The 15,723-nt window shown below is 70.1% G+C and carries 19 protein-coding genes; 9 read left to right on the top strand and 10 right to left on the bottom strand.

The features are described from left to right. Positions 1 to 172: 172 nt before the first annotated feature. The 6 genes from ACOCEP_RS16100 (at position 173) to ACOCEP_RS16075 (ending at position 5,260) form a co-directional block, all read left to right on the top strand. Complete coding sequence (locus ACOCEP_RS16100) at positions 173 to 712, top strand: GtrA family protein (protein ID WP_192746646.1); 540 nt, start codon at positions 173 to 175, stop codon at positions 710 to 712. A 237-nt stretch (positions 713 to 949) separates the two neighbouring features. Next, positions 950 to 2,308 (top strand): MDR family MFS transporter, encoded by a 1,359-nt coding sequence (locus ACOCEP_RS16095; RefSeq protein WP_482338093.1) that lies wholly within the window; start codon positions 950 to 952, stop codon positions 2,306 to 2,308. 11 nt (positions 2,309 to 2,319) lie between these two features. Then, a complete protein-coding gene (locus ACOCEP_RS16090; protein WP_482338091.1) occupies positions 2,320 to 3,156 on the top strand; it encodes an NAD(P)H-binding protein in 837 nt (278 codons plus the stop codon). A gap of 270 nt (positions 3,157 to 3,426) precedes the next feature. Next, positions 3,427 to 4,074, top strand: a complete 648-nt coding sequence (locus tag ACOCEP_RS16085; RefSeq protein ID WP_482338090.1) for a response regulator — start codon at positions 3,427 to 3,429, stop codon at positions 4,072 to 4,074. Between the two features lie 135 nt (positions 4,075 to 4,209). Continuing rightward, entirely contained in the window at positions 4,210 to 4,842 is a 633-nt protein-coding gene (locus tag ACOCEP_RS16080; protein ID WP_192746650.1) for a helix-turn-helix transcriptional regulator, read from the top strand. Positions 4,843 to 4,846: 4 nt separating this feature from the next. After that, entirely contained in the window at positions 4,847 to 5,260 is a 414-nt protein-coding gene (locus ACOCEP_RS16075; RefSeq protein WP_482338089.1) for a hypothetical protein, read from the top strand. Here ACOCEP_RS16075 and ACOCEP_RS16070 read toward each other — a convergent pair. The 3 genes from ACOCEP_RS16070 to ACOCEP_RS16060 all read right to left on the bottom strand — a co-directional run bounded on the left by ACOCEP_RS16070 (position 5,238) and on the right by ACOCEP_RS16060 (position 7,804). Beyond that, positions 5,238 to 5,750: a hypothetical protein gene (locus ACOCEP_RS16070; RefSeq protein WP_482338088.1), complete on the bottom strand. Its 513-nt coding sequence runs from the start codon at positions 5,748 to 5,750 to the stop codon at positions 5,238 to 5,240. The two genes, ACOCEP_RS16075 and ACOCEP_RS16070, sit on opposite strands and share 23 nt — an antisense overlap. Positions 5,751 to 5,814: 64 nt before the next feature. Next, the gene (locus tag ACOCEP_RS16065; protein ID WP_482338086.1) at positions 5,815 to 7,098 is read right to left on the bottom strand and encodes an ATP-binding protein; all 1,284 of its coding nucleotides are present in this window, start codon (positions 7,096 to 7,098) and stop codon (positions 5,815 to 5,817) included. Position 7,099: 1 nt separating this feature from the next. After that, entirely contained in the window at positions 7,100 to 7,804 is a 705-nt protein-coding gene (locus ACOCEP_RS16060; protein WP_482339733.1) for a response regulator transcription factor, read from the bottom strand. A gap of 39 nt (positions 7,805 to 7,843) precedes the next feature. Between ACOCEP_RS16060 and hisN the strand changes: the two genes are divergently transcribed. Further along, positions 7,844 to 8,632 (top strand): histidinol-phosphatase, encoded by a 789-nt coding sequence (gene hisN, locus ACOCEP_RS16055; protein ID WP_482339732.1) that lies wholly within the window; start codon positions 7,844 to 7,846, stop codon positions 8,630 to 8,632. A gap of 306 nt (positions 8,633 to 8,938) precedes the next feature. On the opposite strand, the gene ACOCEP_RS16050 is transcribed toward hisN, so the two are convergent. The 5 genes from ACOCEP_RS16050 to ACOCEP_RS16030 form a co-directional block, all read right to left on the bottom strand. Next, positions 8,939 to 9,214, bottom strand: coding sequence for a hypothetical protein (locus tag ACOCEP_RS16050; protein ID WP_037316053.1), 276 nt, complete (start codon positions 9,212 to 9,214; stop codon positions 8,939 to 8,941). Then, positions 9,211 to 10,008, bottom strand: coding sequence for a TNT domain-containing protein (locus ACOCEP_RS16045; protein ID WP_482338084.1), 798 nt, complete (start codon positions 10,006 to 10,008; stop codon positions 9,211 to 9,213). Before ACOCEP_RS16045 ends, ACOCEP_RS16050 begins: the two co-directional genes overlap by 4 nt. A gap of 188 nt (positions 10,009 to 10,196) precedes the next feature. After that, positions 10,197 to 11,129: a hydroxymethylglutaryl-CoA lyase gene (locus ACOCEP_RS16040; RefSeq protein ID WP_482338082.1), complete on the bottom strand. Its 933-nt coding sequence runs from the start codon at positions 11,127 to 11,129 to the stop codon at positions 10,197 to 10,199. After that, positions 11,129 to 11,704 carry a PH domain-containing protein gene (locus ACOCEP_RS16035; RefSeq protein ID WP_126735188.1) on the bottom strand — a complete coding sequence of 192 codons (576 nt, stop codon included), beginning with the start codon at positions 11,702 to 11,704 and terminating at the stop codon, positions 11,129 to 11,131. The genes ACOCEP_RS16040 and ACOCEP_RS16035 overlap by 1 nt, the downstream gene beginning before the upstream one ends. A 97-nt stretch (positions 11,705 to 11,801) precedes the next feature. Continuing rightward, positions 11,802 to 12,626 carry a biotin--[acetyl-CoA-carboxylase] ligase gene (locus ACOCEP_RS16030; RefSeq protein ID WP_482338080.1) on the bottom strand — a complete coding sequence of 275 codons (825 nt, stop codon included), beginning with the start codon at positions 12,624 to 12,626 and terminating at the stop codon, positions 11,802 to 11,804. Between the two features lie 80 nt (positions 12,627 to 12,706). Here ACOCEP_RS16030 and ACOCEP_RS16025 point away from each other — a divergent pair, with 80 nt between their 5' ends. Continuing rightward, entirely contained in the window at positions 12,707 to 13,822 is a 1,116-nt protein-coding gene (locus tag ACOCEP_RS16025) for a C40 family peptidase (RefSeq protein ID WP_482338079.1), read from the top strand. A gap of 49 nt (positions 13,823 to 13,871) precedes the next feature. After that, on the top strand, positions 13,872 to 14,342 hold the full coding sequence (locus ACOCEP_RS16020; protein ID WP_482338078.1) for a hypothetical protein: 471 nt from the start codon (positions 13,872 to 13,874) through the stop codon (positions 14,340 to 14,342). Here the strand turns inward: ACOCEP_RS16020 and ACOCEP_RS16015 are convergent. Both ACOCEP_RS16015 and ACOCEP_RS16010 read right to left on the bottom strand, forming a co-directional pair. Then, positions 14,303 to 14,896 (bottom strand): histidine phosphatase family protein, encoded by a 594-nt coding sequence (locus ACOCEP_RS16015; RefSeq protein WP_482338076.1) that lies wholly within the window; start codon positions 14,894 to 14,896, stop codon positions 14,303 to 14,305. The genes ACOCEP_RS16020 and ACOCEP_RS16015 overlap by 40 nt on opposite strands. Continuing rightward, complete coding sequence (locus ACOCEP_RS16010) at positions 14,875 to 15,705, bottom strand: alpha/beta fold hydrolase (protein WP_482338075.1); 831 nt, start codon at positions 15,703 to 15,705, stop codon at positions 14,875 to 14,877. The genes ACOCEP_RS16015 and ACOCEP_RS16010 overlap by 22 nt, the downstream gene beginning before the upstream one ends. Positions 15,706 to 15,723 lie beyond the last annotated feature (18 nt).

Here is a 15,723-nt window from a genome sequence, read left to right as displayed (position 1 = left end):
CGAAAGCCACTTTCGCAACGTTGACGGTTGCGAAAGTGGCTTTCGCAACGCCAGCGGCAGCGGCAGCGAGCGGGTCGGTCAGGGTCGCCACCGAAACGCCCAAAGCGTCATATATCGCGCTGTCCGTCCCCTGCCGACCCGTTCGACGGGCGACGCGATTTAGACTGATCCGGTGACCGTGGTCGAATCCGTCCTCTCCAGGACGCCCGAGCCGCTCCGATCCGTGCTGATCAAGCACCGCGAGCTGTTGAAGTTCGCGATCGTGGGCGGCACGACGTTCCTGGTCGACAACGGCGTCTGGTACCTGCTGAAACTCAGCGTGCTGGAGTCGAAGCCGACCACGGCGAAGGCCATCGCGATCATCGTCGCGACGATCGTGTCCTACATCCTCAACCGCGAGTGGTCCTTCCGGACCCGCGGCGGCCGCGAACGGCATCACGAAGCGGCACTCTTCTTCGTGATCAGCGGCATCGCCGTGGTGGTCAACCTGATCCCGCTCTACACGTCGCGCTACATCTTCGATCTCGAAGTGCCGCACGTGACGCGGTTCGTCCAGGAGCTGGCGGACTTCACCAGCGGGTCGATCATCGGCATGCTGCTGGCGATGTTCTTCCGCTTCTGGGGTTTCAAGAAGTGGGTCTTCCCGGACGAGCTGGGCAAACGCCGCCGGGACAGCGACGAGCCGGACGACGACGTCGTTCCCCTCCGCTAAAGTACTTGTCACAAGACATGTGATTGTCTAAGGTCATCCATGTCACTGTTCCTTCACTGATGACGCCGGCCGGGTTCGTACGGCCGAGCGGGACGAATTCGAGGTGATCGCCAAGCGCGAAGAGGACCGCATCCGGTTCGGATGACGGTTGAGCCTTTTCCCGTCTTGGCGGGGATACGGAGTGCTGCTCCGCGTCCCTCGCGTTCCCTCGTTTCTTCCAGTGAACGGATCCCTTTCTTGAACACCGCTCTCGGCGCGCCGCCGCGCGCCCGAAACACCCTTGCCCTCGTCGGGCTCTTCGCCGCCGTGTTCCTGGCGATGCTCGACGCCCAGGTCGTCGCGACCGCGCTGCCGCGCATGGTCGGCGAACTCGGCGGCGCCTCGTCGTTCGCCTGGGTCACCACCGCGTACCTGCTCGCGGGCAGCGTCAGCGCGCCCGTCTACGGAAAGCTCGGCGACCTCTTCGGCCGCAAACGCGTCGTGCTCGCGGCGATCGCGCTGTTCGTCCTCGGCTCCCTGGCCTGCGCGCTCGCGCCGACGATGCCGCTGCTGATCACCGCCCGCGTCCTGCAGGGAATCGGCTCCGGCGGCCTGTTCGTCGCCGTCGCCGCGATCATCGGCGAACTGTTCCCGGGACGCGAAGGCGCCCGCTACTTCGCCTGGTTCTCGATCTGCTTCGCCGGTTCCTCGCTCGCGGGCCCCGTCGTCGGCGGTGTCCTGACCGACCTGGCCGGCTGGCGGTCGATCTTCGGCCTCAACGTGCCGATCGGGCTGGCCGCGTTCGGCGTCGTCGCACGATTCCTGCGCCTCGAACGCCGCCGGACGACGGCGCCGTTCGACCTCGCGGGCATCGTCGTCCTGTCCGGCGCGATCGTCGGCCTGACCCTGGCGACACCGCTGTCGGCCGCGATCGGCGCCGCGCTGCTCGTCGCCTTCCTGTTCATCGAACGCCGGGCGGCCGAACCGGTGATCCCGCTCCGGCTGTTCCGCTCCAGGATGTTCGGCCTGAGCGTGCTGGCCAGTGCCGCCGCCGGGTTCGTCTTCCTGGGCTCGGTCAACTATCTGGCCCTCTTCCTGCAGACCGCGGGCGGTGCCGGACCTTCGGAAGCCGGGCTCCTGCTCCTGCCCATGACGCTCGCGGTCGCCGCGTCGTCGATGGTCGCGGGCCGGGTCATCGCCAAGACCGGCGCCTACCGCTGGGCACCGATCCTCAGCATGCTCCTCGGCCTCGCCGCCGCGCTCGCGATGTCCACAATGGACGAAACGACACCGTTGCCGCTCGTCGTCGCCTGCCTCGTCGTGTTCGGCGCGGCGGCCGGGCTCAACATGCAGGTGCTTTCCGTGGCGGCGCAGCAGAACGTCGCCAGGACCGATCTCGGCGCCGTATCGGCGACCGTCGGCTTCCTGCGTTCCCTCGGCACCACGGCCGGGCTGACCGTTTTCGGCGCGGTGTTCACCGGTTCGTTCGAGACCGACAGCCCGGCCGGGTACGCCTCCGCGCTCGACGGCGTGTTCTGGGCGATGGTCCCCGCGCTGGCCGTCGGCCTCGCCGCTTCCCTCTTCCTGCCGCGCGTTTCGTTGCGGCGCGACCACTAAGGAGTCCTTCGATGATCCTCGTTCTCGGTTCCACCGGCAAAATCGGCCGTGAGCTCGTGCCCGCGCTGCTGGACAGGGGTGCTCGCGTGCGTGCCCTGACGCGCGATCCCGCCCGCGCCCGGATCGATCCGCGTGCCGAGATCGCCGCCGGTGATCTCGACGCCTTCGACCCCGCCCTGCTCGACGGTGTCGACCGCGTTTTCGTACTGACCTCCGGGCACGGCTCGGACCCGCTCGCCCAGGAGCGAGCCGTGCTCAAGGCCGCCGCCGACGTCTCGCACGTCGTCAAACTCTCCACCACGGGTGTCCACTTCGGACAGACCGATCCCCTCTCCCTCGCGCACGCCGAAGCCGAACGGGCCGTGCGCGAAACCGGGCCGGACTGGACGATCCTGCGGCCGGGCACGTTCATGGACAACCGGTTCGCGTGGCTGCACGCCGTGCGCGGCGACGGGGTCGTCCGCGTACCCGAAGGCGACCCGGCTTCCGCGCTGGTGCACGTCCGTGACATCGCCGAAGTCGCCGCGACCGTGCTGACCACCGACGGACACGCGGGCAGGACGTACCCGATCACCGGCGGCGAAGCGCTCACGACGCGGCGGCAGGTGGAGATCCTCGGCGAGACACTCGGGCGGCCGCTGAGGTACGTCGAAGAGCCCGAAGCCGCTTCGCGCGCCAGGATGCTCGGATTCGGCTGGCCCGCTTCGGCCGTCGACGGGATCTTCGAGCTCAAACGGCAGTCCGCCGGGAACGAGGAGATCGTGTTCGACACCGTTCGTGAGCTGCTCGGGCGGCCGCCGCTGACCTTCGCGGACTGGGCCCGGGAGCACGCCGCCGCCTTCGCCTGACCTGCGGAAAGGGAGCAAGGGACCTTTGCTACCGCCTGGCTCCCACCGGTCCGTGAAGGCCTCCTTGAGGGCCCCAGAGTCCCTCAAGGAGGTCTTCACGGACTTGAGACCAGAACTTGCGCCGAAAGGGTTAATGGGTTGGGTGAGTCACCGCGATTACGCGATACTCATCAGGCGTTTAATTTCCGCCGGTCCGCTGTCCGGACCACGCGTTGTCCGCCGAGCGGCCCTCTCGCTAACGTGCCGCCGCGGGGAGACAGGGGGAACCGTATGAACGAACGCCTTCGCGTGCTCGTGGTCGACGACCATCCGTTGTTCCGGTTCGGGGTCTGCACACTGCTCGCCGGCGAACCACTGGTCGACGTGGTCGGCGAAGCCGCGAGCGGCGCGCACGCGATCAGCGCGGCGAGCGCTCTCGCTCCCGACGTCGTGGTCATGGACCTGCATTTGCCCGATATCAGCGGCGCCGAGGCGACCCGGCACATCGTCGCCGAACGGCCGGACGTCGGCGTGCTCATGCTGACGATGGCCGACGAAAGCGAATCCGTTTTCGCGGCGATGCGGGCCGGAGCCCGCGGATATCTGCTCAAGGACGCGGAGCCCGACGAAATCATTCGCGCCGTTCACGCGGTCGCGAGGCGCGAAGCGATCTTCGGGCCGGATATCGCGACGCGCGTCCTCGGCTTCTTCAACCACGCGCAACCGAGCACGGACACGGTGTTCCCGGAGCTCACCGCCCGCGAACGAGAGGTCCTCTCGCTCATCGCGGGCGGGCACAGCAACACCGCCATCGCCAGCACGCTCTGCCTCAGCCCGAAAACCGTGCGGAACCATATTTCGAACGTCTTCAGCAAGCTCCACGTCGCGGATCGCGCCGAAGCGATCGTGCGCGCCCGTGAAGCGGGGCTGGGTCGCTGAAAAAGCGACCCCGATAAGGGCGGCTTTTCGGGCAATTCCGGGACCGGAGTCCCATGCGCTCGGGACACCTCACCCGGCAGGGTGAGTAGCGCGAGGGGTGGGACCCTCGCACCGTTCGAGGGGAATGGGAATCACATGTTCGAACCGAACAGGACACCGGTGGTCGTCCGCGCCACCGATCCGATTTTGCACAACGGCGTCTGCATGACGCTCCGCTCCCGTGACGACGTCTGGCTGGTGGACGGGGAGACCGCCGAGCCGACCATGGTGGCCCTCCTGGTCACCGACCGCCTCGACGAGGCCATGACGCAGCTGCTTTCCGCACTGCACCACCAAGGATTCACCCGCATCGTGCTCATCGCGGGTGAAGTCGACGACAACGAGATCCTCAGCGCCATCGAGCACGGCGTCTGCGCGGTCGCCCGCCGATCCGAGGCGGGCGCCGACGTCCTGGTCCGGCTGATCAAGGCGGCCGCGGCCGGGGAAGGCGCGCTGCCGCCCGACCTGCTCGGCAGGCTGCTGCACCGGGTCTCGCGGCTGCAACGTCAGGTGCTGCAGCCGCGAGGGCTGCACTTCGGTGGCATGAGCAGCCGGGAGACCGAGGTGCTGAAGCTGGTCGCGTCGGGATTCTCGACGCAGGAGATCGCCGACCAGCTCTGCTATTCGCAGCGCACGGTGAAGAGCATCCTGCACGACGTGACCAACCGGTTCCAGCTCCGGAACCGCTCGCACGCGGTGGCTTACGCACTGCGTGAGGGATTGATCTGACCCCGTGATCAGCCAGGTCGACGAGGCGTTGTGCCTGCTCATCGCGCCCCATCTGCCGGAGGGGACGGTGGTCCGGCTGGACCCGCCGAAACCCACCTGGCAGACCGAGACGCGGGTGTCGAGCGTCGACCTGTTCCTCTTCGCCCTGCACGGCGCCGGCCCGGGAACCGGCGCCGTGCGGGCGCAGCGGTGCGAACTGTCCTATTTGGTCACGGCACAGGCGGACAAGGTCCGTGACGAGCACACCTTGCTCGACCGTTCGTTGCGGGTCCTGCTCGAGACGGAGTTCCTCATGGTCGGCGAGCAGCCTTCGCGGATCACCCTCGGGCGCACCGATCCGACCGGGTTGTGGGCGGGCCTCGGCCTGCCCGCCCGCGCGGCGTTCGTCGTCACGGTCACGGCGGAGTACCGAGACTGAGCACCGAGGACCGCCGCAGGACCACCCCGCCGATGGACGACAGCTGCCCGCCGAAGAGCTCACTCCATTCGGCGGCGCTGCCGGGCGGGCCGCATCCGCCCGCCCGCCTCGACCACTCCGCGCGGACTTCGAGGCGGTAGCCGAGGATGCCGGTCAAGGTCAGCCCGTTCCGGCTGGCGCCGATCCCGCACACGCCCTGGTAGAGCCGGCCGTCGGGCGGCCGGAATTCGGCGCTCCGCTGGACGAACCGATGGCCCGCGGCCCCGGTGACAGTGGCGACCGGGGTGTCGATCCCGCTCACGAACAGCCCCTTGGAAAGCAGGTCGAGGGCTTCGGCCTCCATCCGTTCCACCACGCCGGGAGGACGGCGGCACGCGTACAGCGCGCCGTCGAAGGACAAGCGCACGGTGACCGCCACCTTGCCGATCTCCAGGGTCGCCTCGGCCACCGGGCTCAGCGGTGGGTGGTACCGGAACGCCGACGCATGCACCCCCCGACGGTAAGTCGCGGCACGGCCACGGCATTGCCCGATCGGGACGTCCTTGGGGCGTTTCTCAGCGAGGAACCCGCTCGGCGGGCCACCGTACTTCGGCCACGTCGCCCGGCCGGGGCACCTTCAGGAAGAGGCTGAACACCGCGGGCTGTTTGCTCGACAGCTCCAGCCGGCCGCCGTCGGCCTCGATGAGCGCGCGGGCGAGCGCGAGCCCGACACCGGTCGACCCGCCGCCGGAGAAACCGCGTTCGAAGATATGCGGCGCGAGCTCGTCGGGGACTCCCGATCCGGTGTCGGCGACCTCGACGACGACGGTGCCGTCCGTGTCACCGCGCCGCGCGGCGAGCGTCACCGTTCCCGCGCCATGGCGCAGCGCGTTGTCGAGCAGGACACCGACGACCTCGCGCAACCGGCCCGGCGTCGCCCTCGCCCTCAGCCCGTCGGTGACCCGGATCCGCAGATGCCGCCCTTCGGCACGAAGCAGTTGTCGCCACTCTTCGGAGACTTCGGGGAGCACTTCCTGCAGATTCACCGGTTCGGCGCCGACCTCGCGCGCCGCACGCGCGGCGGCCAGCAGTTCGTCGAGAGCCTCGGCGAGCCGGTCGGCCTGTTCCTGCGCCGCCTTCGCCTCGTCGACGACGTCCTGGTCGGAGTGGATGGTGAGCGGTTCGAGCCGCAGCTGCAACGCGGTCAACCGGCTCCGCAGCTGGTGGGAGACGTCGCCGACGAGCTGGCGCTCCCGCTGGACGAGCTGCGCGAGCGCCGAACCCGACGCGTCGAGCGCCTCGGCGACCATGTCGAGTTCACCGACGCCATAGCGTTTGGGATCCGGCCGGAAATCGCCACCGCCGAGTTTGACCGCGCGATCCGCGACGTGTCTCAGCGGTTTCGCGAGCCTTCGCGCGGTCACCGTCGCGACCACCGTGCCGGTGCCCACGGACAGCACGACCAGCAGCACCACCAGCAGGGTGACCTGGGTCTGGCGGGTGCGCATCGGCCCGGCGGGCACGGACAGTTCGACCTCGCCGTGCAACGCGATCGGCGCCCGCTCGGACACCACGTCCGAGCCGGGGTCGGAGCCGTACCGCTTCTCGATCTGCCCTTGCGCGCGGACGGTCAGCAGACCGCCCTGTGGCACGGCGACCCGGACCAGGTCGAGGTTGATCGGCTGGCCGACCGCGATCTCGCTGTCGAGCGTCGCCGCTATCCCACGGGCCGAGGATGCCAGATTCTCCCGGTTGAGGTTCTCGACCAGCTGCCACGCGGTGATCCCCAGCGGGATGCCGAGCACCGCCGCGGTGACCGCGACGGCGAGCAGGATCGCCAGGAGGATGCGGCGGCGCATGCTATTCCGCGTTGAAGCGGAAGCCGACGCCGCGGACCGTGGCGATCCGCCGTTCGCCGTCGCCGTTCCCGCCGGGTTTGCCCGCCCGGCCGGCGGCTTCGTCGGCCGCGATCGCGAGCTTCCGCCGGAGCCAAGACATGTGCATGTCGAGGGTCTTCGAGGTTTTCGATTCGAGGTCGTTCCACACCTCGGCGAGGATCTCGTCGCGGCTGACCACCTGGCCCGCGCGGCTCATCAGCACCCGGAGCAGCTCGAATTCCTTGTTCGCCAGCTGCACCTCGTGCAGGTCCACGGTGACCATCCGGGCGCCGAGGTCCATCCGCACTCCCCCGGCTTCGAGCACGTCCGGCGCCCGCCGGCGGAGCAGGGCGCGGATGCGGGCCAGCAGTTCGGCCAAGCGGAACGGTTTGGCGACGTAGTCGTCGGCGCCCGCGTCGAGCCCGACCACGAAGTCGACCTCGTCGGTACGCGCGGTGAGCATCAGCACCGGCACCTCGGTGCCGCTGGCGCGCAGGCGGCGGCACACCTCGAGCCCGTCCATCCCGGGCAGGCCGAGATCGAGGACCAGCAGGTCCACCCGATCGCTCTCGGTCACGTCGAGGGCGGCGGGCCCGTCGCCGACGACCCGCACGTCGTACCCCTCCCGCTGGAGTGCGCGGGAAAGCGGATCGGCGATGGCCGGGTCGTCCTCGGCGAGTAGCACCATGCTCACCTGGCCAACTCTACGACTGCCGGGCGTGAAACCATCGTCACCGTGCCTGGCTACGAGAATGATCTGGAACTCGCCACCCGGCTGGCCGACGCCGCCGACGCCATCACCACCTCCCGGTTCCGCGCGCTCGACCTGGCGGTGGAACGCAAACCCGACCGGACGCCGGTCACCGACGCGGACACCGCCGTCGAGGACGCCATCCGCGCGGTCCTCGCCGCGGACCGGCCGGACGACGCGGTGCTCGGCGAGGAACGCGGCGGTACCGCGGCGACCGGCCGCGCCTGGGTGCTCGACCCGATCGACGGGACCAAGAACTTCCTGCGCGGTGTCCCGGTCTGGGCGACGCTGATCGCGCTGGTCGAAGACGGCACGCCCGTGGTGGGCATGATCAGCGCGCCGCTGCTCGGCCGACGCTGGTGGGCCGCCGCCGGCGACGGTGCCTGGATGAGCGACTCCGCGGGCGCGCGCCGCATCTCGGTGTCGAAGGTCGCTTCACTCGAAGACGCGTATCTGTCCACAACGGACCTGAACTCGTGGGTGGAGTACCACTCGCGCGAGAAGTACCTCGACCTGGTCAACGCCTGCTGGGAAAGCCGCGCGTTCGGCGATTTCTGGCACCACTGCCTGGTCGCGGAGGGCGCGCTCGACGTCACCGCGGAATGCATCGTGAACCCGTGGGACGTCGCCGCGGCCCAGGTGCTGATCACCGAAGCCGGTGGCCGGTTCAGCGACCTAAACGGCGAAGCGCGCTACGACAACGGCTCGGCGCTTTCGACGAACGGTCTGCTGCACGACGAGGTGCTGGCGATCCTGAAACGCTGACCGCGCCTCTGGCCAAGACGCGTCCCTGAACGCGCGTGAAGTGGTCGCGGTCTCGCGTCGTTCGGTTGGTCGGAGTACGTGAAGGCCCCCTTCATTGCGCCTAGCGCAATGAAGGGGGCCTTCACGTACAGCACAACTCGGTCAACCAGGCACTAATCAGACAATTCGCCGTAGCAGCTGTCCTTTGTGGACAGAGGTAAGCATGGGGTATCGCCAGCTTAAGTTCCTGGCATTGCGGCTGAGCCGAGTGAAGGCCCCCTTCCCTCGGCTGAGCCGAGGGAAGGGGGCCTTCACGCGCATCGGGGGTCACTGGGCCCCGGGCAGCAGGCCGACCGCGCCCCGCGCCACCTGCGACCAGGCGAGCCGCCCGAAGAGGTAGTGGCAGGCGACCTGTTCGCTGGTGAACCGGGCCCAGTCGTACCGGTTGCCCTGTTCACGCCAGAAGACTTCCCAGGCGGGCTCGGCACCTTCCTCCTCGGTGCGCATGAGGCACCACGCGTTGTCCGTCTCCGCGCCGACCGACACCACCTCGGGCGGCACACCCAGTGCGGCCAGCCACCGCAGGATCGTCCCCGTGTTCACCGAACCTCCCCCGTGACGTCCGCCAGGAAGCCCAGCGTGACCAGTTCATCGGCGCCCAGCACGGTGCGGAAGCGCACCCCGCCGCCGGGCTGGCCGAACCATCCGGCGGTCACCGAGCGCCAGACCGGCAGCGTCCGCACGACGCGGTAGCGCCGGTACGAGCCGACCTGGTCGGGTGGCAGCGAGCGCATCGAAAACAGGGTCGCGTCCTCGGCGAACACCCGGCCGTGCGGATCCCCGAAGCGGTCGAGGTGGGTGCCCACGTCGAGCATCACCGGCCTCGCCGGATCGGCGTCGGGCCACAGGTACCCCGTTCCGGTCACGAAACGCGCTTTCCAGTCCTCTTCGGACATTCCGCCCCACGGATCGTGGCCCCGGATCGACTCCGCCGGCGGCGCGACGCCCGGAGCCGTCGGCGAGCGCCGGAAACCGCTGCTGACGTGGGCCAGCGCGTCCAGGTCGTCGAGCACGTCCGCCTCGGGGTGGTCCTGCGGGCCGGAGCCGCCCTCGGGGAGCGGCAACTGGCGCGCGGGTTTCCCCATCGCCACCGGCAGATGCCCGATCGGGAACATGTGCACGAGGAACAGCGCGATCACGCTCTCCCGCTCGGTCCGCAAGGCCCCCATGGGCGGCGGAGCGGCCGGCCGGGGCGGAAACGGCACTCGCAGCGGCGCCACCGCGGGCGGCCACGGCGAAGGCGCGTACGGAGCCCGCGCCCCGTGCGGCGGGGTCGGGGCGTCGTACTCGGCAGGCAGCCGGATCGGGCCCGTTCCGGCCTCGCTCGGATCGGTCACCGCACCTCCCCCAAGGAATCGGACCCCACCGGCGATCGGGGGAGGCAGCGGACAGGACGCGTTACGACCTTAGCGCCGACCGGCGTTCGACGAGTTCGAAACCCGCCTTCGCGAACGTGCTCACCGTGCCGTGGTACAGATCCGCGCCCGGCCGCGAAGACGACCGCCGCCCGAACAGGGGCCAGGTCTCATCCGGCGAGCGCGTTGACCACCCGGGACGGGCTCGGCCTGCCCAGCTTCCCGGCCATCCACTTGCTCGTCGCCACCAGCGCGTCGAGATCGACACCGGTTTCGACGCCGAGGCCGTCCAGCATCCACACGAGGTCTTCGGTGGCGAGGTTCCCGGTCGCCGATTCGGCGTACGGGCAGCCGCCGAGCCCACCGGCCGACGAGTCCACAGTGGACACACCGCAGCGAAGGGCGGCGAGCGTGTTCGCGAGGGCTTGGCCGTACGTGTCGTGGAAATGGACCGCCAGGGCGCCGACGTCGCCGAACTGCCCGATCAGCGCCTCGACCTGGCCCGCGGTGGCGACGCCGATGGTGTCGCCGAGCGAGAGCTGCGAGCAGCCGAGGTCGAGGAGTCGTTTACCCACCCCGGCGACCTGCGCGGCCGGGACGGCGCCTTCCCACGGATCGCCGAAACACATCGACACGTAGCCGCGGACGTCGAGACCTTCGGCCCGTGCCCTGGTGACGACCGGCTCGAACATCGCGAACTGATCGTCCACCGTCGAGTTGAGGTTCTTCTTGGCGAAGGTTTCGGTGGCGCTGGCGAAGATCGCGATCTGCGAGACCCCGGCCTCCAGCGCCCTGTCCAGCCCGCGCTCGTTCGGGACGAGCACCGGATACCGGACGCCCTCACGCTTTTCGAGCCCCGCCAGGAGCCGCTCGGCGTCGGCCAGCTGCGGCACCCACTTCGGGCTCACGAAACTGGTCGCCTCGAGCGTGGTCAGCCCGGCGGCGGCGAGCTTGTCCAGGAACTCCAGCTTGACCTCGACCGGGACGATCGCCTTCTCGTTCTGGAGACCGTCACGCGGACCGACCTCCCAGATCGTCACCCGCTCGGGCAACGCGGCGGCCGACGGGACACGGTCGGGCAGCCCCAGCTCTCGCGTGCCCATCAGCGGCGCCGGTTTCCGCGCGGCGGGTGGCCCTGCGGCGGAAGCGGCTCGGTCTGCTGCGGCGCACCCGGCGCGAAGTCGTCGTACGGGTTGTCGTTGACTTCGCGGTAGATGACCGTGTGCACCCGCTCGACCTTGGGGATGTCGTCGAACTTCAGCGGTTCGTCCGAAGCGGACTCGATCACCAGCGTGCCGCAGCCGAACACGCGGTCCAGCAGCCCGTGCTCGAACTGGACGCTGTTGATCCGCGACAGCGGGATGTCGATCCCGGTCCGCTTGAGCACACCCTCACGGGCGATCAGCCGGTCCGTGGTGACGATGAAATGCGTCGTGCGCCACCGGACGAACGGCGCCAGGAAGAGCCACACGACGAGACCGAGCCCGACCGCGGCGATCGCGATCTCGGAGATCAGGTCCCACGGGGCCGTCGCGTCCTTCGCGACGACGGCCAGCCAGATCCCCACGCCGAGCGTCACGATCAGCGCGAGGAACGGGAAGATCAGCATCTTGAAATGCGGGTGACTGTGCACCACGACGTGCTCGTTTTCGCTGAGCAAATCGTCCGGATAGGCCACGACGGTCGCTCCCAAAGTGTGTTCGGCGCTGGTGAGCTCACCGTACCGGCGAACGGTCCCCGCGGAAGAGGAGACGCCGGAAATCGAGACGCACGGATCAGGCCCTGGCCTGCCGCACGTGGACGACGTCGCCGGCGAACACCGTGTACCGCTCACCACCCGGAACGTCGACCTGGAGCTGGCCTGCCGGATCGATGTCGGCGGCACGTCCGGTCAGCGCCGAGCCGTCGGGCAGCTGGACCTCGACGTCCTGGCCCAGCGTGGCGCAGTACCGCCGGTAGTCCCCGAGCAGCCCGGCCTCGGCCAGCGAACCGGCGGCGAGCCGCCAGCGGCGTTCGAGCTCGTCGAAACCGGTGAGCAGCCGCGAGGCGATCTCGGCGCGATCGGTCTCCGTCGCGCCCTGCTCGGCCAGCGAGGTCGCGGGCAGGCCGCCGGGCCCGGCCGGGACGTTCTCGCCGAGTGGCAGCACGTTCAGTCCGATACCGAGGATCACGGTGGTTTCGTCGCCGGCGACGGCTTCGGCCAGGATGCCCGCGCATTTGGCGCGCTCGGGGCCGGCGAGGACGTCGTTCGGCCACTTGAGGACGGCGTCGACACCGAGGCCCGCGGCGACCTCTCGCACCGCGAGGCCCGCGACCACGGAAAGTGAACCCAAATTGGCGAACGGGACGCCGCCGGGACGCAGCAGGACACTGACGTAGAGGCCCGATCCCTTCGGCGAGGCCCACTGCCGCGCGCGGCGGCCGACCCCGGCCGTCTGCTCTTCGGCGATCAGCACGGTGCGGTCTTCGGCGCCCTTCGCGGCGGATTCCCGCAGGTCGGCGTTGGTGGACCCGGTGCTCTCCACGACCTGGATCGCGGCGTACCGGCCGGACAGCGTGGCGCTCAGGCGCCCGGCGTCGAACGCTCCCGTCTCACTCATTCGTCCAGAATATGAGAGTCCCCCTAACGTGCAAGGCGTTCGCTCGTTACGCAGAGGTGGTCTCCAATAACCTGGACGGCGTGACTGAGCCCGACCCGGCCCCGAGCGCGCCCGAAACCAGCCGGAAGAAGTCGTGGGCACACGGCGTGGCGATGCGCGGCCTGGTCGCCCTCCCCCTGGTCGCGGGGCTCGCCACGGCGGGCTGGCTGCTCGCGGGCGGCAACGATCCCGCGCCGGTCGACGGGCGCCGGCCGATTCCGGTTCCCGCCGCCAAGCAGGATCCGGCCACCGTCGGCGGCGGCGCGGGTCCGTCGGTGCTCGAAGTCAGCGCGCCGGTGAAGGCGCAGGAGACGCCGAAGGGTGTCCGGCCGCTCGAAGAGTGGGCCGGCAAGCTCGCCGGGGCGCTGGACATCCCGGCGAAGTCGCTCATGGGGTACGCGAACGGCGAACTGGCGCTGCGCGGCGAGCAGCCGAACTGCCACCTGTCCTGGGTCACCCTCGCCGGGATCGGCGCGGCGAGCTCGAACCACGGGCGCGGCGGCGACAACCCGCTCGGCCTGTCGGCGCAGCAGTGGAAGAAGCACGGAGCGTCGATCCCCGGTATCGCGAAACCCGCGCTCACCGATCCCGACTCCGCGTCGGTCGCCGCCGGGCGCGCCCTGTGCTCGTCCGGGTCCGACCTCGGCGGCGGCAACGGCTGGTGGAAGGCCATCGCCGGTTACCAGGGCGGCAAGGGCAACGACGCCGAACTGTTCCGCCAGCGCGTCCTGGGCAACGCCCAGCTGTACGCGACCCTGTCCCTCGACCCGGCCCGTGCCGGCAGCCCCGCGGTGAAGGCGACCCGGTTCGCCCTCGGTCAGCTGGGCCTCCCGTACGTGTGGGGCGGCAACGGCCCCGAGGCGGGCGCGGCGGGCTTCGACTGCTCCGGCCTGACCAAGAAGTCCTACGACGAAGCCGGGATCTCCCTCCCGCGGACCGCGGACACCCAGTTCCGGGCGCTGCCGCAGGTGTCCGGCGAGCCACAGCTCGGGGACCTCGTGTTCTACGGGAATCCGGCGACGCGGATCCACCACGTCGGGCTGTACCTCGGAAACGGGCTGATGATCAACGCGCCCACCCAGGGCCAGGCGATCCAGATCCACACCTATCACTCGAAGGGCGACGACTACACGGGCGCCGGGCGGCCCGCGGCCTGAACCGGCCAACCCACCGCCGGCCCCGGTATCGGCGGCTACCGTCGCGTCCATGCGTTCGATCGAGTTTCACGGTCACTCCCCAGGACTGGCCGAGCGGGAGATGTCGCTCAAATTCGTGATCGATGGCGTTCCGTTTCTGGAGCTGGTGCGCGAGGCCGAACTTCCCGGCGCGCTCGCGGAACAGAAGGCGAGCCTCGAGGAATTCCCGACGGAGCCCGCTCCCTTGCTCGCCGGGGATTACGCACCCTCGACGAGCCTGTCCATCGTGCACCTGCTCGGCGGAACGCCGGATCGCGTTCCGCACCGCGTCGAAGACGACGAGCATCTCCTGCTGGGCTGCACCTGCGGTATCGACGACTGCTGGGCGCTGGTGGCGAAGATCGTGGCCGACGACGACACGGTGACGTGGTCGGGTCTGCGCAATACCTACCATGACTGGGACTACGGCAGCATCGGCGAACTGACGTTCTCGAGGCAGGACTACGAAAGGTCGCTTCGCGCCGCTTTCGGCGCCGGATAGTGCTCGTCGGGCCAGCGCAGCCGGTGCACGGCGGGCATCGGCATGTCCCGCGAGAAGGGCCAGCCGATCCCCGGTCCGATCCCGGCCAGCAGCCGGGACACGAAGGTCCCGTGACTGCCCACCAGCACGACACCGCCGTCATGCTCCTCCGCGAGCCGATCGGCGGCGGCCATCGCGCGGGCTGTCAGCTGCCGCAGGCTCTCGGCGCCCGGACGCGCGAGATCCGGATCCGCCCAGCTTCGCTCGTAATGCCCGGCGAAGTCCGGTGTCGGCGCCAAGCCCGAGTCCCATTCGCGTAGTTCCCAGTGTGTCGTGACTTCGAGCCCGGCCCGCCTGGCCGCGGGCTCGACCGTCGCGACCGCCCGCCGGTACGGACTCGACACGACCGCCGTCGGGTTCATCGCGACGAGCTCGTGCGCGAGCAGTTCCGCGGCCGCCACGCCGGCCGCGGTCAGTGGCCGCTCCGGGTCGTCGGGCCTGCCCGGCGACGGCGGAACGGACTCGGCGTGCCGGACCAAGACGAGGTCGCAGCTCACGTCCGCCCGGCCAGCCACTCCAGCGCCCAGGCCCCATGACGAAGCACCGAGACGTGCCCGTCTTCGGGAAAGACGCGCGACTCGCCGTTCACGCTGTGCCGGGCGAGCCATTCGCCGTGCGCGGGCGGCACGATCCGGTCCGCGCCGCCGTGCAGGTGCAGGACCGGGGCGCGGACGTCGGACGGCGCGAACCCCCAAGGCGAGACGTACGCGAGGTCGTCGTCGATCAGCCCGCCGGGACCGCCTTCGACCGCGGGACCGACCACGTCGAGCACCCAGTTCCAGTCACCCGCCAAGGCCGCGTGATCCGCCGGGGTGAACATCTCGGCGTCGTATCCGGCGGTCGCCTCATACCGCTCCTTCTCCGCCCGGCCGGCCGCGGCCGCCCTCAGCGAGGCGGCTCCCGCCGCGCCCATCCCCGCGAACCAGTCCAGTCCCTCGGCGTCGTACGGAGCCAGACTCGCGACGCAGACCAGCGCCGACACCCGGTCCGGCAGCAGGGCCGCGCAGGCGAAGGCGTGCGGTCCGCCTCCGGAATGCCCGAAGACCGCGAACCGCTCGATCCCGAGGGCGTCGGCGATCTTCTCGACGTCCGAAGCCGCCGACGCGACGTCCCGGCCCGGCCGCGGCGAGGAACCGCCGTAACCGGGCCGGTCGTAGGAGACCCACCGCAGCCCGAGCCGCTCGGCGGTCGCGAACAGCGGGACCGGCGGGGCGCCGACGTTCGGCGTGCCGTGGTGCCAGAAGACCACCGGCCCGGCCCCGCCCGTGTCGTACGTGTGGAGCGTGGTCCCGTCCCCCAGGTCCACGTCGGACTCGCTCACCATGGCCCGAGCGTAGGGCAC

This window comes from Amycolatopsis sp. CA-211722 (assembly GCF_056828465.1).
This window is presented reverse-complemented; position numbering and strand designations above follow the sequence as displayed.